At 67.5% G+C, this 19,962-nt stretch carries 16 protein-coding genes and 1 pseudogene; 4 read left to right on the top strand and 13 right to left on the bottom strand.

Going from position 1 to position 19,962, the window contains the following annotated elements; all coding sequences use genetic code 11:
* Window positions 1-64: 64 nt before the first annotated feature.
* The 5 genes and pseudogenes from V3596_RS00450 to V3596_RS00430 form a co-directional block, all read right to left on the bottom strand.
* Window positions 65-823 carry an MgtC/SapB family protein gene (locus V3596_RS00450; protein ID WP_334275611.1) on the bottom strand — a complete coding sequence of 253 codons (759 nt, stop codon included), beginning with the start codon at window positions 821-823 and terminating at the stop codon, window positions 65-67.
* Between the two features lie 79 nt (window positions 824-902).
* Complete coding sequence (locus V3596_RS00445) at window positions 903-1,250, bottom strand: FKBP-type peptidyl-prolyl cis-trans isomerase (RefSeq protein WP_395386837.1); 348 nt, start codon at window positions 1,248-1,250, stop codon at window positions 903-905.
* Window positions 1,251-1,280: 30 nt separating this feature from the next.
* Window positions 1,281-1,625 (bottom strand): annotated as a pseudogene (locus tag V3596_RS00440) (FKBP-type peptidyl-prolyl cis-trans isomerase); the annotation flags it as partial.
* 25 nt (window positions 1,626-1,650) lie between these two features.
* On the bottom strand, window positions 1,651-2,541 hold the full coding sequence (gene gluQRS / locus V3596_RS00435) for a tRNA glutamyl-Q(34) synthetase GluQRS (protein ID WP_334275610.1): 891 nt from the start codon (window positions 2,539-2,541) through the stop codon (window positions 1,651-1,653).
* Window positions 2,541-3,512, bottom strand: coding sequence for a LysR family transcriptional regulator (locus tag V3596_RS00430; protein ID WP_334275609.1), 972 nt, complete (start codon window positions 3,510-3,512; stop codon window positions 2,541-2,543). Before V3596_RS00430 ends, gluQRS begins: the two co-directional genes overlap by 1 nt.
* A gap of 179 nt (window positions 3,513-3,691) precedes the next feature.
* Here V3596_RS00430 and V3596_RS00425 point away from each other — a divergent pair, with 179 nt between their 5' ends.
* Entirely contained in the window at window positions 3,692-4,414 is a 723-nt protein-coding gene (locus V3596_RS00425) for a pirin family protein (RefSeq protein WP_334275608.1), read from the top strand.
* Between the two features lie 10 nt (window positions 4,415-4,424).
* Window positions 4,425-5,147: a DUF599 domain-containing protein gene (locus V3596_RS00420; protein ID WP_334275607.1), complete on the top strand. Its 723-nt coding sequence runs from the start codon at window positions 4,425-4,427 to the stop codon at window positions 5,145-5,147.
* Here the strand turns inward: V3596_RS00420 and V3596_RS00415 are convergent.
* From V3596_RS00415 to V3596_RS00400, 4 genes are all read right to left on the bottom strand, one after another.
* Window positions 5,144-6,070 carry a TIGR01777 family oxidoreductase gene (locus V3596_RS00415; RefSeq protein WP_334275606.1) on the bottom strand — a complete coding sequence of 309 codons (927 nt, stop codon included), beginning with the start codon at window positions 6,068-6,070 and terminating at the stop codon, window positions 5,144-5,146. The two genes, V3596_RS00420 and V3596_RS00415, sit on opposite strands and share 4 nt — an antisense overlap.
* A gap of 69 nt (window positions 6,071-6,139) precedes the next feature.
* Window positions 6,140-7,525, bottom strand: a complete 1,386-nt coding sequence (locus V3596_RS00410; RefSeq protein ID WP_334275605.1) for a TolC family protein — start codon at window positions 7,523-7,525, stop codon at window positions 6,140-6,142.
* A 5-nt stretch (window positions 7,526-7,530) separates the two neighbouring features.
* A complete protein-coding gene (locus V3596_RS00405) occupies window positions 7,531-9,546 on the bottom strand; it encodes an ATP-binding cassette domain-containing protein (RefSeq protein ID WP_334275604.1) in 2,016 nt (671 codons plus the stop codon).
* Window positions 9,547-9,555: 9 nt separating this feature from the next.
* Window positions 9,556-10,749: an efflux RND transporter periplasmic adaptor subunit gene (locus tag V3596_RS00400; RefSeq protein WP_334275603.1), complete on the bottom strand. Its 1,194-nt coding sequence runs from the start codon at window positions 10,747-10,749 to the stop codon at window positions 9,556-9,558.
* A gap of 109 nt (window positions 10,750-10,858) precedes the next feature.
* Here V3596_RS00400 and V3596_RS00395 point away from each other — a divergent pair, with 109 nt between their 5' ends.
* On the top strand, window positions 10,859-11,392 hold the full coding sequence (locus V3596_RS00395; RefSeq protein WP_334275602.1) for an SLOG cluster 4 domain-containing protein: 534 nt from the start codon (window positions 10,859-10,861) through the stop codon (window positions 11,390-11,392).
* Window positions 11,393-11,422: 30 nt separating this feature from the next.
* On the opposite strand, the gene V3596_RS00390 is transcribed toward V3596_RS00395, so the two are convergent.
* The 4 genes from V3596_RS00390 to V3596_RS00375 form a co-directional block, all read right to left on the bottom strand.
* A complete protein-coding gene (locus V3596_RS00390; protein ID WP_334275601.1) occupies window positions 11,423-12,391 on the bottom strand; it encodes an alpha/beta fold hydrolase in 969 nt (322 codons plus the stop codon).
* A gap of 7 nt (window positions 12,392-12,398) precedes the next feature.
* A complete protein-coding gene (locus V3596_RS00385; RefSeq protein ID WP_334275600.1) occupies window positions 12,399-13,184 on the bottom strand; it encodes a sulfurtransferase in 786 nt (261 codons plus the stop codon).
* A 74-nt stretch (window positions 13,185-13,258) separates the two neighbouring features.
* Window positions 13,259-15,229: a DUF1631 family protein gene (locus tag V3596_RS00380; protein WP_334275599.1), complete on the bottom strand. Its 1,971-nt coding sequence runs from the start codon at window positions 15,227-15,229 to the stop codon at window positions 13,259-13,261.
* A gap of 61 nt (window positions 15,230-15,290) precedes the next feature.
* Window positions 15,291-16,274 (bottom strand): peptidylprolyl isomerase, encoded by a 984-nt coding sequence (locus V3596_RS00375; RefSeq protein WP_334275598.1) that lies wholly within the window; start codon window positions 16,272-16,274, stop codon window positions 15,291-15,293.
* Window positions 16,275-16,435: 161 nt separating this feature from the next.
* Here V3596_RS00375 and dnaE point away from each other — a divergent pair, with 161 nt between their 5' ends.
* The gene (gene dnaE, locus V3596_RS00370) at window positions 16,436-19,930 is read left to right on the top strand and encodes a DNA polymerase III subunit alpha (protein ID WP_334275597.1); all 3,495 of its coding nucleotides are present in this window, start codon (window positions 16,436-16,438) and stop codon (window positions 19,928-19,930) included.
* Window positions 19,931-19,962: the final 32 nt, after the last annotated feature.

Below are 19,962 nucleotides of genomic sequence, written 5' to 3'. Positions count from 1 at the left end.
TCTGCAAGCGCGAAGCGAACGGCTGCTACGTGCGGTAGCAGCCCGCCTACGCCGCTGAACAGCATCAATTTCGGGCGTGGGTCACCCGGTACTCGGCAACACCAGGCAGGTCGTTCAGGCGACTGGAAAAGCGGATCAGTGTCTCGCCGCGGAAGTTGCGTTTGGCGGTGCAGACAAAGCGCCATTCCTCGCAGTCGCCTTTCTTCTCAATGGACAGCGAACCTGGCGCGAAGCGGTAGCCGATGCCATCGCTGAAGGATGACAGCTCGCGCTGCTCGAACTTTCGCCCCGGAGCGCCGCGTATCAGCACCGAGATGGCCGGGTGCGAAGGCAGCTTGGCTTCGAGCTTGGCGCCCCACATCATCAGGCTGGCGCACAACAAGGTCAGCGCGATGGCCGCGAAATAGAAGCCCATGCCCAGCACGATGCCGATGGCCGAGGCGGCCCACATCGAGGCGGCGGTGGTGAGGCCCGATATGTTCATGCCCTCGCGCATGATCACGCCGGCACAGAGAAAGCCGATGCCGGTGACCACGCCCTGGATCACGCGCGTCGGGTCCAGCATCGGCGGCGCGCCGCCGCCGGCCATATGGCCACCGAACCACTGATCGGGATAGCCCACGAGGATGGTCACCGCGCAGGAGGCCATGCACACCAGCGCATAGGTGCGCATGCCCGCCGCTCGACCGTGGTACGCCCGCTCGTAGCCGAGGATCAAGCCCAGCAGCATGGCGCCCATCAGATGCATCAGCATCAGCACATTGGCGGCCCATTGCGTGGCGTTCCAGTAGTGCAGCAGGTGGTCGAGATCGAGCATGGTCATGCGTCGATGCTAATGCTGGCGGCCGGCCGTGGCGCACAAAAAAGGGGCCTCGCGGCCCCTTGATGTTGTTGCCCGGCTATCAAACCGCCAGAAGTTCCACTTCGAACAGCAGCGTGGCGTTCGGCGGGATCACGCCGCCGGCGCCGCGGGCGCCGTAGCCCAGCTCCGAGGGAATCACCAGCATGCGCGTGCCGCCGATCTTCATGCCCTGCACGCCTTCGTCCCAGCCCTTGATCACTTCACCGCCGGCCAAGCGGAAGCGGAAGGGGTCGCGACGGTCCTTGCTGGAGTCGAACTTCTTGCCGCGGGTACCGTTCTTGTAGAGCCAGCCGGTGTAGTGCACCGTGACGCGCTGGCCGGCGCGGGCTTCGTCGCCCGATCCTTCCACGGTGTCCTGATACTGCAGGCCGCTCTCGGTGGTCTTCAGGTCCAGCGAGATTTCTTCATCGCCGCCGGCCAGGCCCAGCAGCTCCACTTCGAACAGCAGCGTCGCGTTCGGCGGGATCACGCCGCCAGCGCCACGGGCGCCATAGCCCAGTTGCGGCGGGATGATCAGCGTGCGCTTGCCGCCGATCTTCATGCCCTGCACGCCTTCGTCCCAGCCGGCGATGACCATGCCGCCATCGAGCTCGAACTGGAAGGGGTCGTTGCGGTCCTTGCTGGAGTCGAACTTGGCACCCTTTTCGCCGTCCTTGTAGAGCCAGCCGGTGTAGTGGACGGTGACGTCCTGGCCGGACTTGGCGACGGCGCCCGTGCCTTCGGTCGTGTCTTCAAACTGCAGGCCGCTTGGGGTGGTGTTCATGGTGGGTCTTTCTCTTCAGGAAAATTCAGCTGGCCGGCATCATGCCACGCCAGGCTTGCACCGCCGCTGCCAGCCAGTCCGGCAAGTGCCTGGCGTCCGCGTGCAGGCCGAGTGCGCAAGCGGCCTGGCGCAGGGCAGCCAGCGGGTCGGAAAGATCAAGCGCCTTTGCACCATTCTGCTTGGACAGCTTCTCGCCGTTTTCGCCCAGCACCAGTGGCGTGTGCAGGTAGCGCGGCAGCGGCAGGCCCAGCTGGCGCTGCAGCCAGATCTGGCGCGGCGTGTTGTCGGCGAGGTCTTCACCGCGAACGATGTCCGTGATGCCTTGCAGGGCGTCATCCACCACCACGGCCAGCTGGTAGGCCCAGAGGCCGTCGGCGCGCTTGAGAACGAAATCGCCGACCTCGCGCTCCAGATCCTGCCGTTGCCGGCCCAGGCGGCGATCCGTCCATTCGATGATGCCGCTGCCTTGCGTCAGCAAACGCCAGGCGCGTGGCTGCCGGCCCTGCAGGCCGGCGCGGCAGGTGCCGGGATAGACCAGCTCGCCATGCCGCTGCTGGCTCTGGCCGGCGGCTTCCCAGGCACGGGCGATGTCGGCGCGGGTGCAGGCGCAGCCATAGGCCAGGCCCATGGCCTGCAGGCGATTCAGCGCCTGCTGATAGATCTCGCCGCGCTGCGATTGCCAGACCGGCTCCTCGTCGCTCAGCAGGCCGCAGACAGCAAGCTGTTGAAGAATCGTCCGGTCAGCGCCGGCCACGCAACGCGGGCCGTCCACGTCCTCGATGCGGACCAGCCAGCGGCCGCCGTGGGCTCGCGCGTCGAGCCAGCTGGCCAGCGCCGCCACCAGCGAGCCGGCATGCAGCGGCCCGGTGGGAGAGGGCGCGAAGCGGCCAAGGTAGGGACGGGTGTCGCCGCCCATCAAAGAATCAGGCCCTCGTGCTGCTCCAGCAGGGCATGGCGCGTGGCCGGGCTCTTGAGCTTGTCCAGCCACCAGGCCAGTGCCTTGCCGGGTTGCTGGCCGCCGCTGTCTCGCCAGGCGTAGTGCAGCACGGCCATGCGCCGGCCCTGGTAGGTGTTCTTCTGGATCAGGCGGCCGGCCTCGATGTGCCGGCGCGCCATGCTGGCCGGAATGCCGCCGCAACCGAGGCCGCGCAAGAGGCATTCGAGCTTGACGGCCATCGAGGGCACGGTCAGCACGTCCTGACCGGGCACGATGCCGGCAGTGATCGGTGTCAGTTGCCGCGCCGTGTCGGCCACCGCAATCACGCGGTGCCCGACCAGCGTGGTGGCGCTGAGCGGCTCTTCAAGCGGCGCGAGCGGATGATGGGGCGCCACGCAGAACACCAGCTCCAGCTCACCCAGCGCTTCGCAATGGACCGCACTGCCTGGCAACTGCGGCGGGGTGCCGATGGCGAGATCGGCCTGGCCCGAGACCAGTGCTTCCCAGGTGCCCGAAAGCACCTCGGTGCGCAGCTTGAGCCGCGTGGGCGGGCCCTTGCTGCCGTCGCCGGCGTCCAGCTGATAGAAGGCCTCGAAAAGGTCGAAAAGCGCGCGCCGCGCCAGCGCGTCGTCGATGGCAATCGTCAGCTCGGTTTCCCAGCCGGTGGCCACGCGGCGCACGCGGTTGGCCACGGCATCGATCTCCTGCAAGAGGCGCCGGCCCTCGTTGAGCAGCTCCTGGCCGGCGGCGGTGAGCTGGGCCTGGCGGGAGCGGCGGTCGAAAAGAAGCACGTCCAGCGCGTCTTCCAGCTGGCGCACGCTGTAGGTCAGGGCTGACGGCACCTTGCCCATCTCGCGCGCGGCCGCTGCAAAGCTGCCGGTGCGGGCAATGCTGTCCATCATCGCCAGCGCTTCGGGCGTCAGGACATTGCGTTTGTCGGTTTGGGCCATCTCAGCGCCGCCCGGCCGCCCGTAGGCGCTGAGGCGCCCTCTTGGGGGGCAGCGAACGAAGGGAGCGTGGGGGTCTCATGCCCTTCATCTTATTTGAACGATGGCTTCAAGCTGCACCAGGCCTCAAGACATCGCCCCAGTCCTACAGTTGCCTTCATCGACACAAGGAGAGCAACACCATGATGGAACTGATCAAGTCCTGCGACCGCGGCCATGCCGACCATGGCTGGCTCAAGTCCTTCCACAGCTTCTCGTTCGCCGAGTACTACAACCCGCGCCGCATGGGCTTCGGTCCGCTGCGCGTGATCAATGAAGACCGCATCGCCCCGGGCACGGGCTTCGGCACGCACGGCCACCGCGACATGGAAATCATCAGCTATGTGCTGGATGGCGAACTGGCCCACAAGGACTCGATGGGCAACGGCCAGGCCGGTGGTGCCCATGCCGGGGTCATCAAGCCCGGTGATGTCCAGCGCATGAGTGCCGGCACCGGGGTGATGCACAGCGAATTCAACAATGCCAAGGGGCAGAACACGCATTTCCTGCAAATCTGGATTCAGCCGAACCAGCTGGGTGTGAAGCCCGGCTACGAGCAGCGCCACTACAGCGAGGCCGACAAGCGCGGCCGCCTGGCTCTCGTGGCCTCGGGTGATGCAGCCGAGGGCGCCGTGGCCATCCATGCCGACGCGCGGCTCTATGCCGGCCTGTTCGATGGCGCGGAATCGGCCGACCTGCCGCTCGCTGCGGGCCGCCTGGCCTATGTGCACCTTGTGCGCGGCAGCGCCACAGTCAATGGGCAGCAGCTGAAGGCGGGCGACGCTTTGCAGATGAGCGAGCAAGCATCGGTGAAGATCGAGCAAGGCGAGCAGGCGGAGCTGCTGGTGTTCGACCTCGCGCCCTAAACTGGCGGGCATGGACAGCCTGCGCACCCTCTTCACCTCCCTGCCCGCCACCGACTGGGGGGCCCTGCTGCTGTTCTTTGGTGGCTGGATCGGCTATGCCACGCTGGCCAAACGCTGGTCGGTGTCCAAGGGCTCGCTGCTGGTGGCGACGAACCGCGAGCGTCGACGCTGGATGCTGCAGGTCACCTACCGCGAGGTGCGTGTGATCGACGGCGTGGTGGTGCAGAACCTGTCGACCAGCCCGTCCTTCTTCGCCTCGACCACCATCCTCATCATCGGTGGCTTGCTGGCCGCCATGGGCGCGAGCGAGAAGGCCACGGAGCTGGTGCGCGAGCTGCCGTTTGCGGCGCGCACCTCGGCCCTGGTGTTCGACCTCAAGCTGGCGTTGCTGGCCGCCATCTTCGTCTACGCATTCTTCCGCTTCACCTGGAGCATGCGCCAGTACACCTTCGGCGCATTGCTGGTGGCGGCGGCGCCCGACTTCGAACGCTTTGCAGAACAGGGCGATGCAGCGCGCGAAGCCTTTGCCGACCGTGCCGGCCGCCTGATGGGCATGGCCGCCGAAACCTTCAACGACGGCCTGCGCGCCTACTACTTCGCCTTCGCCGCGGTCAGCTGGTTCTTCTCGCCCTGGGCCTTCATGGCCGGCACGCTGGCGGTGATCAGCATCCTCTACTCGCGTGAGTTCCGCTCGGATGTGCTGGCGGTGTTGAAGGACGAGTCGGGCGGCTAGGCCTTGGCGGCGCGGACTGCCAGATCCATCAGGGCAGCATCCAGCTTCGGATGGCGGAATTGGTAGCCCGCCGCCAGCGCCGCACGCGGTACGGCGTTCTGCCCATCGAAAAGCAGACTGGCCATCTCGCCCATTGGCAGGCGCATCGGCGCGGCCGGAACACGCAGGCGCGCCCGACGGCCGAAGGAGGCAGCCAGGGCATGTACGAACCGAGCCTGCGTCGCCCCGTCTGGCGCGACGGCATTGAAGGCGCCCTGGATGTCGTTGCGGTCCATGGCAAAGCGGACCAGACCGACCGCGTCGTCCACATGCAGCCAGGGCGCCGCCTGGCGGCCATCACCCAGCACGGCGCCCAGCCCGAAGCGCGCTGCCCTCGCCAACATTGGATAGGCACCGTCCCCAGTCCCGAGCACCACGCCAAAGCGCATCCGCACCACCCGCACGCCCAGCGCTTCTGCACGCTGCGCTTCCTGCTCGATGGCGGCGCACAGGTCGGACTGGAACTCGCCGGGTCGGGGCGGGCTTGCCTCGTCGCGCGGTTCGAACGAGGCCTCAGGTGAGGCGCCGTAGAAGCCGACCGCCGAGGCGCTGACGAGCACCCGAGGCAGCTGCTGCAGGCGCTGCATCAGAGCCAGCAATCGGGCCGTGGTACCGGTGCGGCTGAGCATCAGCTCGCGCCGGCGTGCGGCCGTCCAGGGCTGTCCGAGCACGCGCGCGCCCGCCAGATGGATCACGGCATCAATGCGGGTCTCGGAAGCAATAGCATCCAGGTTTTCAACCACCCGCACGCCAGGGCCCAGCAGGGCGTGCGCCCGCCTGGCGTTGCGGGACAAGGCAATCACCGGGCGGCCCTCGGCGCGCAATTCCGCCAGCAGTTGGCGGCCGATGAATCCGGTCGCCCCGGTGATGAGGACGGTGGGCATGGTGTTGGGCTCAGGCAGGGAGAATGACCCTTATACGGGTCATGCGAGACAACGGATCGATGGAGCGCCCTACTGTGCGCGCAGCTCCATCCCGAGGCTCGCGCAGAGTTCGGCATGCAATTGCCACTGCCGCAGCCGCAGCTGTTGCAGTTCCTGCTCGCTCGAGAGGCGCGCGTTGCGCGCCTGCAGCCAGTCCAGGCGGTTGATCAGGCCCAGCTCCAGCTTCAGCGCGGCGATCTGTTCGGCCTGCCGGGCTTCGTCAAGGCGCTGGCGCACGGCGGCTTCCTGCTCCTCGGTGCGGCGGGTTTCTATCAGCCGGCCTTCGATCTCGACCAGGGCCTTGTGCACCGTGTCGCGCAGGGCGAGGGCGGCCTGATCGAGCTCGCTGCGGGCCAGCTGGCGCTGCAGGTCCAGGCGCGGCCAGTCCACGAGGGGGACGACCAGGCTGGCGGCCAGCGATGCCAGGGGCTGGTCCAGCCAGCGCCGCCAGTCAGCGCTGCCACTCGAGATGCCGCCGCTCAGCTGCAGTGAGGGGTAGCGCGTGGTCTCGCTGAGGCGCAGACGGACGAGGGCGGCATCGACCGCCAGCCGGGCCCTGCGCACGTCGACTCGCTGCTCCAGCACCTCGGCCGGCGTGCCCAGTGCGAGTGGCGCAGGCGCAGCCAGCGGCGGACCCGCATGGGCCTGCTCGGCCACGCCAACGGGCATCTGGTCCAGCAGCAAGGCCAGTTGCTGATGCTGCTGCGTCAGCTCGTGGTCCAGGTCGGAGCGGCGCAGCCGGGCCGACTGCACGGTGGCCGCCGCGCGGTCCACCTCGATGGGCAGCAGCTTGCCCTCCTTGACTCGCAGCCGCGTGATGGCGAGCGCCTCCTCGGCCTGGGCCAGGATCTGGTCCTGCAAAGGCTTCTGCGAAGCCAGGCTGCCGAGCTGCCAATGGCGCGAGGCGATCTGCGCGAGCAGCAGGGCGCGCGCCGCCCGCTGATCGGCCTGCATCGCCTCCAGCTGCTGCTCGCGCAGGCGATCCGTCATGGCCAGGCGGCCCCAGAGGTCGAGCTCGTAGCCGGCCATGGCGCTGAAGCCATGGCTGCGCGCCAGACCATCGGCCAGGCCCGCGCCACCAAGCTGTCGGCTCTCGCTGCGCGAGGCGCTGATACTGGCCTGGACCGAGAGCCGCTGAGCATCGACCTGGGCCTGGGCGAGCGCATCGCGCAGCCGCATCGCCGTCAGCCGCTGGTCGCGATTGCTGGCCAGGGCGCGTTCTTGCAGCGCCGCCAGTTGCGCGTCCTTGACGACGGCCATCGGCGCCGCATGGGCCGGCATGCTGCTCCATTGCGTTGGCAAGGGCTCGTTGTCTTGAGGCGCTGGACCCGGCTTGATCGACAGGTTGCTGCAGCCTGCCAAGAGGCACAGAGCGGCGAGGGCGAGTGAAGAAGGCTTGATGAGGAAGCTCGTCATTTCTTTTATTCGCGTGCCAGCGCGTCCACGGGGCTGAGGGCGGCGGCGCGGCGGGCCGGCAGGGTGCCGAACACCAGACCCACCAGGCTGGAGATGCCGAAGGCCAGGCCCAGCGCCTGCCAGGACACCGTGACCACCAGCTGCTTCTGCGCTGCGTTGATCGCCTGGGCGCCGAGCCAGCTCAAGGCCAGGCCGGCAAGGCCGCCAATGCAGCACAGCAGCACGGCCTCGATCAGGAACTGCAGGCGCACATCGGACTGGCGTGCACCCACCGCCATGCGGATGCCGATCTCGCGGGTGCGCTCCGACACCGAGACCAGCATGATGTTCATCACGCCTACACCGCCCACCAGCAGGGCGATGGCGCCGATGCCTGCGAACACCAGCGAGATCGCGCCGGTGACCGACTGGAACTCGCGGAACTCGGCATCGAGATTGGAGATGCCGAAGTCCTCCTGGCCATGCAGGGCCCGCAGGCGGTGCTTGACCTGCGCACTGACGTCGGCCGGCGGCAGCGTGTTGTCCAGCAGCACATCGAAGGAGGGCACGTCGGTGCTGCTGTCCAGCTTGCGGGTGTAGGTGCTGCGTGGCATCAGGATCTTGTTGCCCCAGCCGCCGAACTCGCTGCCATTGGTCTTGTCCACGACGCCGACCACGGTCATCGGCAGTGGTGCCACGCCGAGCGGCTTGTTGGGATCGCTCATGCCGCGGCCGGCCGACATGCTGGCCATGCTTTCGATCATCACCGTGGCGCCGAGCACCCGCTGGCCGGGCTTGAACAGGTTCTTGCGCGTGGCCATGTCGATCAGCACCACGGGTGCCATGGTCTCGATGTCGAGCGCGTTGAGCGCGCGGCCCTCGACCAGCTTGAGCCGGCGGTCGGCCAGGTCACCGGCTTCAGCGGCGATGGCATTGCCGCGCACGTCCTTGGACTTGTGCCGCAGGCTGACCTGCGATTCGCGCTTGACCGCGATGCTCTTCACGCCGGGCAGGGTGGCCAGGGTGTCCAGCTCCGACTGGCGGAACGGGCGCGGCTGCACGCCCGGCGGCAGCTTGTCATTGCCCTGATAGACCGGGATGCGGCCCGACATGAAGCCGCGCAAGCTGGACTCGACCTTCTCGCGCGCCGCTGCCGACAGCGCCACGATGGTGACGACCGAGGCGATTCCGATGCAGATGCCCAGCATGCTCAGCGCACTGCGCAGGCGGTTGCCTTTCAGCGAAAGCCAGGCGGTGTTCAGGGCCTCGCTCCATTGGCCCAGCTTCTGGCGCAGCCAGCCGCTGCTGCCGAGGCTGGGTCCTTCTGCATCGGGCTTGGCGCTGGGCTGGTGGCCGGCCGGCGTGCCACTGTCGCTGAGCAGCTTGCCGTCCTGCATCTCGATCACGCGGCGGGCGTGCGTCGCCACCTTGGGATCGTGCGTCACCAGGATGATGGTGTGGCCACGGCCATGCAGCTCGGAGAGCAGGGCCAGCAGCTCGGCGCCGCTGTGTGAATCGAGTGCGCCGGTGGGCTCGTCCGCGAGGATGATCTGGCCGCCATTCATCAGCGAGCGTGCGATGGACACGCGCTGCTGCTGGCCGCCCGAGAGTTCATTGGGCCGGTGGTGGCTGCGATCAGCCAGACCAAGCCGCTCCAGCAAGGCCTCGGCACGCGCGTGCCGGCTGGCCAGCGGCGCGCCGGCATAGACGGCCGGCAGGCTCACATTGCCCACCGCATCCAGGTGGGGCAGCAGGTGGTAGCGCTGGAAGACAAAGCCGAAATGCTCGCGCCGGAGCCGCGCCAGCTCGTCGGGCTCCAGCTCGCCGACATCGATGCCGTCCAGCCTGAAATGGCCGGCCGTGGGCTGGTCCAGGCAGCCCAGCAGGTTCATCAGCGTGCTCTTGCCCGATCCCGAGGCGCCGACGATGGCCACGAACTCGCCGGCCTCGATGGACAGCGACAGGCCGTCCAGGGCTGGCACATCGATGTCACCAATGCTGTAGTGGCGCTGGACCTGGTCCAGCTCGATCAGGGCGCTCACGGTGCCCGCTCAGTCGCTGTAGACGACCACGGCCCCGGCACTGCCGGAAGCACCGGCACCGCTGGCCGGCGCCAACAGCAGCTTTTCGCCAACTTTGAGGCCCTCGCGGACCTCGGCCTTGCTGCCGTCCTGCAGGCCCAGCTTGATCTTGCGCGGCTTGGCGTTCTTGCCCGCTGCATCGACCACCTGGACCGAGTAGCGGCCTTCGGCGTCGCGTTCGCCCAGCGCCGCGATCTGCAGCGTGGGCACCTGCCTGGCCGAGCCCGTCACGATCTCGACCTGCACGGTCATGTCGGAGAACAGCTTGCGGGCCTTGTTGTCCACCTCGAACAAGACGTTGTAGAAGACGGCATTGCCGACCCGCTCCGGAATCGGCTGCACCACGCGGACCTTGCCTTCATAGCGCTGGGCATCGCCGGCCAGCGTCGTGAAGCGGGCGGTCTGGCCAGGCTGCACCAGCTGGATGTCGGCCTCCGGCACGCGGGTGCGCACCGTCATCTGGTCCAGCTGCGCCAGCGTCATCATGACCGGCGTGGTCTGCACCGCGATGACGGTCTGGCCTTCCTGGATCGGCAGGTTCACGACCATGCCGTCCATGGGCGCGCTGATGCTGGCATAGCCGAGCGACAGCTTCTTCTTCTCCAGGTCGGCCTGCAGGCGGGCGAGGTTGGCGGTCTGGCCGCGCAGGTCGGCTTCGAGGCGGATCAGGTTGTTGTCTGCCTGCTCGACCTCGATCGGCGTCGAGGCATTGCCGGCCAGCAGCCGGTGCTGGCGTTCGGCTTCACGCCTGGCCATGGCCAGGCCGATCTTGTTGCTCTCCAACTGTGCGCGTTGCTGGTCCAGCGTGGCTTCGGCCTGCGCCACGTCGCTGCGGGCGAGCTCGGGGTCGAGGCTGACCAGCAGCTCGCCCTTCTTCATGTTCTGGCCCAGCTGGACATGGATCTTGCGGATCTGGCCGCTGACCTGGGCGCCCACGTCGACCTTGCTCTGTGCCTGCAGCACGCCGGCAGCCTGCACGACCTGGGTCACGTCGCCCAGTTCAACGGCGCCGGTCGGTGGCGGCGGCAGCTCCACCGGGCGCTTCTTCCAGGCCCAGTAGCCGACGCCGGCCAGCACCAGCAAGCCCACGATGATCCGGCCGCGCCAGCGGCGCAGGCGGGACTTGCTTTTGCTACTGCCGTTCTTGCTTGTCTTGTTGTTCAATCCAGACTCCCTCGGCCACCGTCACGATGGCGGCGCAATATAACCGCTTCGAGGCGCGTGGCCGGAAGGCCTGGTTTCTGGCTAACCCTTGGAATGAGGAGTGCTGGCATTGAACGAGAGATCCCGCATCCGCCGGCCGCAAGTCTGTGTGCTCGGCAGCGCCGAGCCGGGCTCGACGGCCTATGAACTGGCCGGCGCTGCCGGCGAGCGGCTCGCCCAGTTGGGCATCACGGTGGTCAGCGGCTGCGGCAGCCCGGCCACGCGCGTGGCTGCCGAGCGTGCCCATGCGGCGGGCGGCCTGGTACTGAGCATCATTCCCGCCGACGAGATGCCGGCTGCCGATTGGCCGGCCACCACCGTCATCCCCTGCGGCATGGGCGATGCGCGCAACCTCCTGATGGCGCTGGCGGGCGACGCCTGCATCGTCATCGGCGGCCGCGCCGGCACGATCTCCGAGGTTTGCCTGGCCTGGCTGCACAGGCGGCCGCTCCTGCCGCTGGTGGGCTGCGGCGGCTGGTCGGATGGGCTTTTGCAAAACCCGCCGGATGAGCGGCAGAACTCACCCATCCTGCCCTGGTCTTCGGTGGATGAGCTGCAGGTCCAGTGCCGCGCACTGGGGCTGCTCAGACCTGGCGGCGGCTGATACCACACAGCGGGTCGCCGCTTGCGGCATTCAGTGCGGCAGGCGGTTCAGGAACTCCTGCACCGGTTTCAGCGTGGCTGCGGGCGCTTCCTCATGGGGCACGTGGCCCAGCGCCGGAAACATCACCAGCTGGCTGCCCGCAATGCTGCGCTGGAAGACAGCCGCGTTGTCGGGCGGAATCAGGCGGTCCTTGCCGCCCCAGAGAATCAGCGTTGGCTGGGTCAGCTCGCGCAGGCGATCCGCGTAGAAGCCGGGCTTCAACTGATCGATGCGGCGAGCCAGCGCCTCGCGGTTGCCTTCGCGCAGCGTCAGCTCGAAATAGCGGTCGACCAGAGCGGGTGTGACCAGGCTCGGGTCGCCGTAGACATTGCGCACGCTGCTCTCGACCAGGCGGCGCGGCAACAGATTGCGCGCCAGGTGCCGCACGCCGGGCAGGCGTGCCACGCGAAAGCCTGCTGGCACCGATTCGGACCTGAAAGCCAGGCCGCCGGCATCCACCAGCACCAGCGCAGCCACCCGTTGCGGATGCAAGAGCGCCGTTTCCCAGGCCAGCTGGCCGCCCAGTGAATTGCCGCCCATCACCACCTTGTCCAGCTGCAGGTGGTCGAGCAGGGCAACGATGGTGCGGACATAGGCCTCGTCGCTGTAGTCGCCGTCGATGCTGGGGCCGGTCAGGCCGAAGCCCGGCAGGTCGAAGCTGATCACGCGGCGCGTGGCGGCCAGGCCGGCCACCCAGCCTTCCCAGGCATGGAGGCTGGCCGAGGTGCCATGGATCAGCACGATGGGCATGGGGTCCTCGCGCGGGCCCTGGTCGCGCAGATGGATCAGCTGAGGGCCGGCGGGCCGCTGCAGCTCGATGAAGTCCGATGGCGCGGGCGCCCAGTTGGCGATCAGGCTCTGGAGCGAGCGCTCCGGTGCGTAGAAGGCCGCTGCCAGCATGCACAGGGCCAGCAGCAGCAGGCCGAGGGCACGGAGCAGCACGCCCTGGAGGATATTCATCCCCTCTTCATCCTCTGTGGGCCTCGCTGGCCGGGCGCTGCAGGTCGGCCGGCGTGTGCAGGCCGGCGTCCAGGGCCTCGCGCTGGTCGAACACGAAACAGCTGCCGTGATAGTGCTTGCCGCCGGCCAGCTCGAAGTACCTGAGGATGCCGCCTTCGAGCTGGTAGACGGGGCCGTCCAGCGCTTGCTGCTCAAGCACGATGGCGGCCTTCTCGCAGCGGATGCCGCCGGTGCAGAAGCTCACGACGGTCTTGCCGCGCAGCTCGTCCAGGTGATCGGCCAAGGCGCCGGGGAACTCGGTGAACTTCTTGATGCGCCAGTCGATGGCATTGTCGAAAGTGCCGTAGTCGACCTCGAAGTCGTTGCGCGTGTCCAGCATCACCACGGGCCGGCCGGCATCGTCCACGCCTTGGTCCAGCCAGCGCGAGAGCGTCTCGGGCGTCACGGCTGGCGGGCGCGCGGCCTGGTCGGGGCGCACGGTGGGCATGTCCATGCGGATGATCTCGCGCTTGACCTTGACCAGCAGCTTCTTGAACGGCACGGCCTCGCTCCAGCTCTCCTTGGGATCGAGATCGGCGAAGCGCTGGTCGGCCTTCAATTGCGCCACCCAGCCGCGCACGGCTTCGGCCGTGCCTGCCAGGAAGAGGTTGATGCCTTCCTCGGCCAGCAGCACCGTGCCCTTGAGGCCGAGGGCGAGCGCGCGCTGGTACAGCGTCTCGCGCAGGGCGGCGCAGTCATTCAGGCCGACGAATTTGTAGGAGGAGATATTGAGGATGGGCAGGGCGGCGGACATTCCGCGATTTTAGATGCGGGCAGCGGGCCTTCCGGGCCGAGCGCCGGGCCGCTCCCAAGCCGGCCCATCCCAAGTCACCTTGCCATCTTGTGCAGCATGCCTGTCACTGCCCGCTGCATGAGGCTGGCGCCGGTCACGTCGGTGGCCAGGCCCTCCGCGCGCAGCCGTTCCAGCGCCCGGCGCGTCATCGAATGCTGACCACCGGCGAGCTGGCTGGTGAACATGAAGAAGCTGCCGTTGTCGCTGCGCCAGAGCAGGTTGGCGCTGACCCATTGGCCTTGCAGGAAAAGCTTGCAGCGGGTGCCCGGCTGCAACTGCTCGGTCCAGCGCGCTGCGGCGACCAGCGGGCCGGTGTCGTCGTCCAGCCCCATGTGGACCGTGGGCAGGGCGGCGATGCTGGTTTCCTGGTTGCCCCATTGGTCGGCATCGGTTTCGGGCGGCAGCAATTCATGCAGCAGCTGGTCTTCGCTGAGCTCGTCCACCGGCTTCAGCGCCGGCTTGGCAGGCGCCGGTGGCCGTGCTTCAGCTTGCGCTGGTGCAATCGGCACTGGCTCACGAGCAGGCGCGGCTGCAGGAGCCGCTGCGGGCGCCGCCATCCGGGTGCGTTCACGATGGATCTGCATCAGTTCGTCGAGCACCGCATCGCGGTCGGCCTGCGGCAGCTTGATCAGGTCCATGCCGCGCTGCAGCTGCGCGATCAGCTGGGGCAGGCGCTGTCGCAGCGCGGAGCGCTCGGCGTCGTTGCGGGTGGGCTCAAGCGAAGCCAGCAAGGACTCGATGCAGGTCGTCAGCGCCAGCGTGAGCTCCGACTCCTCGCCATGTTCCAGCACCGATTCGGTCAGCGCCTCGCTCCAGGGGCCGAGCAGGAACTCGAACAGCAAGGGGCTCAGGTGGTGCGAGGCCTGCGCCTGCTCCAGCACCTGCTGGCGCAAGAGCGGCAACAGTTCGTCATGCCGCTCCTTCTTGGTGAGCGCCAGCCGCGCGAAGACCGAGGCCTGCAGCTCTTCTTCCTGCTCGTGGTCGATGAAGCCGCGCACATCGTTCAAGGCGCGACTGAACGCGGCCACGCTGGCCTCTTCGGGTGCGCTCAGGCGCTCGACCAACTGCTCGACGAAGGCAAGGAATTGGCCGCCCCGCGGATCGCTGGCCAGCGGATGGTCGCCAGCATGGGCGGCGATCTGGTTGATCAGCGCCCAGGTCGGGTGCTGCTCCGAACCCAGCAGTTCGGGCTCGTCGACCGCGAGCCGGAAGATGCTGGCCTGCAGTCGGCAGATCGTCTCCTTGACCTGGGGCTCCAGGTCGGGGTCGGCCATGATCTGCTTGAACAGCTGGCTGAGCATTTCGGCCGTCTGCTCATGCGCGCTGTCGTGCTGGTGCTCGGGGTCGGCGGCATGCACGCGATCGCGCAGATCGAGCAGGGCGCCGTGGCGGCTGACATCGATGTCCTCGACCACCCGCTCCTCGGGCAGGATGGCGGCAAAGCCCGCCGGCTCCAGGCCCCAGCCGCGCAGGCGCTGGGTGGCCTGCTGCGCCAGCTCGCGCATCTGCTCGGCCAGCGCCGAGGCCGCGGCGGAAATGCAAAGCGCGCGGGCCGGCTTGTCGGCCAGGCCGGCCGTGGCTTCGCTGAGTGCGCGCGCAAAGGCGGCCGGCTGCAGCGCGCCTTCGCCTGGCAGCTTGCTGGTCAGCTGGGTCAACTCGCGCAACTCCCATTCGGCCCGGGCCTCGATCTGCTGAATGATGCGCGAGATCTCGATGGCCTGATCGGCCTGGTCTTCATCGACCAGGGTCAGCTCGTCGATGTCCTGCAGCACCGGCCGCTCTTTCAGCACCGGTGCCGGCGTCGGCCGCAGTGCGCTGCGCAGTCCGTCGAGCAGGCCCGGCTCGATCGCGTACTGCTGGCTGCGCCAGCTCTTCAGTGCCGCCTGTGCCGTGTCGTCGGCGTGGCGTTGCACGCCTTCCCGCAATCGCTGCTCGGTGGCCTCGAGCAGTTGCCGGCACAGTTCCGGCAGCTTGGCTTCAAGCGCTTGCAGATGGCGTTCCAGCATGTGTGTGATCCGTACTGCTTGTGGGGGACTGCTCAGATCGGAGGCCGGAGCGACTTGTTTGTCAGGGCAGGCGTCGGGTGGGTGGCAAGGCGCTGCACAAATCCACACGATCAGGGCTGTGCACGAACCAGCCGCCGCGGAAACGCCGCGAATCGAGCCAGCGGCGGAAGGTGTCGGTGTCGGTGCGCAGGATCTGCAGCTTGGGGCGCTCGGCCTCGGGCACGTCAGTCAGCATGCGCACGCGCTGGATGGTGGTTCGCTCTTCGGGCTTGACGTAGAAGCCCAGCGTGCCGGTGCCGCGCGGCAGCGCCGAGAGACGCTCCATGCCCATGACGACGCGGCCGACGTTGGTGATGTTGAGGTCCAGCGCACGCGGCGCGTGGCCGATCACCGTGTAGAGGCCGCTGCCGTCGCTGGAGTCGGGCTCGTTGCCACGTGCAGCGCCGACCATGCTGTAGCAATGGGTCAGCCAGGCGCGGCCGGTCTTGGGGTCGGCCGCCACCGGCCAGCCATTGACGAAGCCCGCCTGCGGCGCCCAGCCATCGTGTTCGGGCAGCTTGTTGAAGGCCAGGCCCTTCAAGGCGCGATCGAATTCCACGGGAGCCTTGACCAGGTTTGCCGGCTTCGCCTTGACCTTGCTTTCATCTTCCTCGGCATCGCCCCATTGGGTGACGTAGTTGTCCTGCACGCGGATGATGGCCAGGTTGTCGAAATAACCAGCACGCACCAGAGCCGCGATATTGGCGGCATGCTTGGGCGCGAAATCGGCAGCCAGTTCGATCACTACGGGGCCCGAAGCCAGCTCCATCAGGAGCGACTGCTCGGGCGAGACATCGCGCCAGTCGCCCGGGCCGGCTGCGGCCAGGATGTCGGCGCTGCTTGGCAGCTTGGCCGCACTGGCGGCCGGTGCTGCAGCGGCGGCCTTGGCAGCCGTCTTGGCGGCCGGCTTCTTTGTGGGCTTGGCCGCCTCAGCGGAAAGCGAAGAAATGGCCAGCACGGCGGCGGCGCAAAGGGTCAGGAGGCTGGGCTTGAATGGCTTGGTCATCAGGCTTTGGGCAAGAGGCGGCTGACAGAATGAATCTATAGATTCTTGTGGCGGGCAGCATAGCGTGCGCCATGCGTCCTGCAGATGCCAATTCGGGTTGATGCGGACCGGGAGAGCCCGGGGTCGGAAGATGGCCATGCGCTGGCTCAATACAATCGCGCATGGCTTTTGTTCACCTGCGTACCCATACCGAGTTTTCCGTCGTCGACGGCACCCTGAGAGTCGACGATGCCGCTGCGGCGGCGGCCAAGGACGGCCAGGTGGCGCTGGCGATCACTGACCTGGCCAACCTCTTTGGTGGCATCAAGTTCTACAACGCCTGCCGCAAGAAGGGCGTCAAGCCCATCCTCGGCGCCGATTGCTGGCTGGAGCCCGAAGGCACAGACAAGTCGCCCACGCGGCTGCTCCTCCTCGTGCAGAACAGCAAGGGCTATCTGAACATCAGCGAGCTGCTGTCGCGCGCCTGGATTCAGAACGTGATCCGCAACCAGGCCTGCCTGAAGCTGGAATGGCTGGAGGAGCTGGGCGAGGGCCTGATCTGCCTCTCCGGCGCCCAGCATGGCGCGGTCGGCGTCGCGCTGATCAATGGCGACAAGGCCAAGGCCCGAGAGACCGCCAAACGCCTGGCAGGCATCTTCCCGAATCGCTTCTATATCGAGTTGCAGCGCGCCGGGCTGCCGGGCCAGGAGGGCCTGGTCGCGGCCTCGGTGCCGCTGGCCGCCGAGCTGGGCTTGCCGGTGGTGGCCACGCATCCGGTGCAGTTCCTCGAAGAAGACGACTTCGGTGCGCATGAAGCACGCGTCTGCGTGGCCGAGGGCGAAACCCTGGCCAACCCCAAGCGCATCAAGCGATTCAACAATGGCCAGTTCTTCCGTCCGCAGTCGGACATGGAGAAGCTGTTTGCCGACATTCCTTCGGCCCTGGCCAACACGGTGGAGATTGCGCGCCGCTGCAGCCTCTCGCTGGTGCTGGGCAAGCCGCAGTTGCCCGACTTCCCGACGCCCATCCTGGCCGACGGTTCGCGCATGCCGATGGACGCGTATTTCCGCCAGCTCTCCTTCGAAGGCCTGGACTTCCGCCTGAAGCAGCTGTACCCCGATGAGGCCAAGCGCGAGGCCGAGCGGCCACGCTATGTGGAGCGGCTGGAGTTCGAGCTGGCCACCATCATCAAGATGGGCTTCCCCGGCTACTTCCTGATCGTGGGCGACTTCATCAAGTGGGCCAAGGAAAATGGCTGCCCGGTCGGCCCCGGCCGGGGCTCGGGCGCCGGCTCGCTGGTGGCCTATGTGCTGCTGATCACCGACCTGGACCCGCTGCAGTACAAGTTGCTGTTCGAGCGCTTCCTGAATCCGGAGCGGGTGTCCATGCCCGACTTCGACATCGACTTCTGCCAGGGCAATCGCGACCGCGTCATCGACTATGTGAAGGACAAGTACGGCCGCTCTGCCGTCAGCCAGATCGCCACCTTCGGCACCATGGCGGCCAAGGGCGCGTTGCGCGACATCGGCCGCGTGCTGGGCATGGGCTTTGGCCATGTGGACTCCATCGCCAAGCTGGTCCCGGCGCCGCCCGGCAAGACCGTGACCCTGGCCAAGCTGCCGCCCGACTTCGACCCGGCCAAGGCCAAGATGGTTTATGCACGGCACGAGTCGCCCGAGATCGAAGAGCGCGAAAGGACCGACGAAGAGGTGGCCGGCCTGCTCGAGCTGGCGGCACGCGTGGAGGGCACGGTGCGCTCCATCGGCATGCATGCCGGTGGTGTGCTGATCGCGCCAGGCAAGATCACCGACTTCTGTCCGCAGTACCAGCAGCCGGGTTCCACGTCCGCCGTGAGCCAGTATGACAAGGACGACGTCGAGGCCATCGGCCTGGTGAAGTTCGACTTTCTGGGCCTGGCCACCTTGACCATCCTGGAGCTGGCCAAGAACTTCATTCAGGCGCGCTATCCGGAGCAGAAGGACTTCGACTGGGCCAAGGTGCCGCTGGCCGACAAGAAGGTGTTCGACCTGTTTGGCAAGGGCTACTCGGAGAGCGTGTTCCAGTTTGAATCGCCTGGCATGCAGCGCCTGCTCAAGGACGCCAAGCCCTCGCGCTTCGAGGACCTGATCGCGCTGGTGTCGCTGTACCGGCCAGGGCCGATGGACCTGATTCCGTCCTTCGTGGCGCGCAAGCACGGCAAGGAAGTGATCGAGTACCCGCATCCGCTGCTGGGCCAGGTGCTCGAGGAGACCTACGGCGTCTTTGTCTACCAGGAGCAGGTGATGCAGGCGGCCCAGGTGCTGGGCGGCTACAGCCTCGGCGGCGCCGACATGCTGCGCCGCGCCATGGGCAAGAAGAAGGCCGAGGAGATGGCGGCCCACCGCGAGCTGTTCCGCAAGGGCGCGGCCGAGAAGGGGCTTGACCAGGCCAAGGCCGACGAAGTCTTCGACCTGATGGAGAAGTTCGCGGGCTATGGCTTCAACAAGTCGCACGCGGCTGCCTATGCGCTGCTCTCGTATCACACGGCCTGGCTGAAGACGCACTATGCGGCCGAGTTCTACGCGGCCAACATGACTATCGAGTCGGACGACACCGACAAGCTCAAGGTGCTGCTGAACGATGCCAAGCTGTTTGGCATCGAGTTCGAACCGCCCAATGTCAATCTGGGCGTGCACCGCTTCGAGCCGCTGGGCCCGAAGCGGATCAACTACAGCCTGGGCGCCATCAAGGGCACCGGCGTCGGTGCCATCCACGCCATCGTCGCGGCCCGCACCGAGGGTGGCCCTTTCAAGACCTTCTTCGACTTCTGCGCCCGGGTCGACCGCAAGGCGGTCAACAAGCGCGTGGTCGAGGCCCTGATCAAGGCCGGAGCCTTTGATTCCATCGAGCCGGAGCGCTCACGCCTCCTGGCCAGTGTGGCCCTGGGCTACACCTATGCCGACAACCTGACGGCCAATGCCGACCAGGGCGGCCTGTTCGACTTCGATGACACCCATGGGTCCTCGGTGGCCGAGCCGCCGCTGGTCGAGGCCGCGCCCTGGAGCATCAAGGAGCGCCTGAGCCTGGAGAAGACCGCCATCGGCTTCTACCTGAGCGGCCATCTGTTCGACCAGAGTGGCGCCGAAGTGCGCCGCATGGTGAGGCGCCAGGTGGCCGACCTGCAGGACAGCCGCGAGCCGGTGCTGGTGGCCGGCATCGTGGCTGACCTGCGCATCATCAACGGCAATCGCGGTCGCGTCGGCATCTTCAAGCTCGACGACAAGAGTGATGCCATCGAGGCGGTGGCCAACGAAGAGCTGCTCAATGCCCACAAGGAACTGCTGGCGGACGACGAGCTCCTGATCGTGCAGGGCAAGGTGCAGAACGACCGCTTCTCGGGCGGGCTGCGCATGAATGTCACCGCGATCTGGGACCTGGCCGGCGCTCGCGCGCGCTTCGGCAAGTTCCTGCGCGTGCCGCCGGATGCCACCGTGCCGGCACTGGACGAGGTCTTGAAGACCTGGCCGGCGCGCGCCACCGAAACCGAGCAGGGCCGCTTGCTGCAAGGCCTGCCGCTGCGCCTGTCGATCCGCCGCCCTGGCGCGGTGGCCGAGCTGGACCTGGGCGATGCGGCCAGGTTCTGGCCTTGTGATGAGGCTCTGGAAAAGCTCGGCGACGCGCAGATCGTCTACGAGTGAGCGTTGCGGCGCCGATGCAAGGGGGTGAGTCC

Origin of the sequence: Roseateles microcysteis (genome assembly GCF_036880965.1) — a bacterium.
Lineage (GTDB): Bacteria > Pseudomonadota > Gammaproteobacteria > Burkholderiales > Burkholderiaceae_C > JAUASW01.
Note: the sequence above shows the minus strand (reverse complement) of the source record. Positions and strands in the feature narration are given on the sequence as shown.

Coding starts and splice junctions, on each gene's coding strand:
- V3596_RS00450 (WP_334275611.1), bottom strand. CDS start 823: ATGACCATGCTCGATCTCGACCACCTGCTGCACTACTGGAACGCCACG.
- gluQRS (WP_334275610.1), bottom strand. CDS start 2,541: ATGGGCGGCGACACCCGTCCCTACCTTGGCCGCTTCGCGCCCTCTCCC.
- V3596_RS00430 (WP_334275609.1), bottom strand. CDS start 3,512: ATGGCCCAAACCGACAAACGCAATGTCCTGACGCCCGAAGCGCTGGCG.
- V3596_RS00425 (WP_334275608.1), top strand. CDS start 3,692: ATGATGGAACTGATCAAGTCCTGCGACCGCGGCCATGCCGACCATGGC.
- V3596_RS00420 (WP_334275607.1), top strand. CDS start 4,425: ATGGACAGCCTGCGCACCCTCTTCACCTCCCTGCCCGCCACCGACTGG.
- V3596_RS00415 (WP_334275606.1), bottom strand. CDS start 6,070: ATGCCCACCGTCCTCATCACCGGGGCGACCGGATTCATCGGCCGCCAA.
- V3596_RS00410 (WP_334275605.1), bottom strand. CDS start 7,525: ATGACGAGCTTCCTCATCAAGCCTTCTTCACTCGCCCTCGCCGCTCTG.
- V3596_RS00390 (WP_334275601.1), bottom strand. CDS start 12,391: ATGAATATCCTCCAGGGCGTGCTGCTCCGTGCCCTCGGCCTGCTGCTG.
- V3596_RS00385 (WP_334275600.1), bottom strand. CDS start 13,184: ATGTCCGCCGCCCTGCCCATCCTCAATATCTCCTCCTACAAATTCGTC.
- V3596_RS00380 (WP_334275599.1), bottom strand. CDS start 15,229: ATGCTGGAACGCCATCTGCAAGCGCTTGAAGCCAAGCTGCCGGAACTG.
- V3596_RS00375 (WP_334275598.1), bottom strand. CDS start 16,274: ATGACCAAGCCATTCAAGCCCAGCCTCCTGACCCTTTGCGCCGCCGCC.
- dnaE (WP_334275597.1), top strand. CDS start 16,436: ATGGCTTTTGTTCACCTGCGTACCCATACCGAGTTTTCCGTCGTCGAC.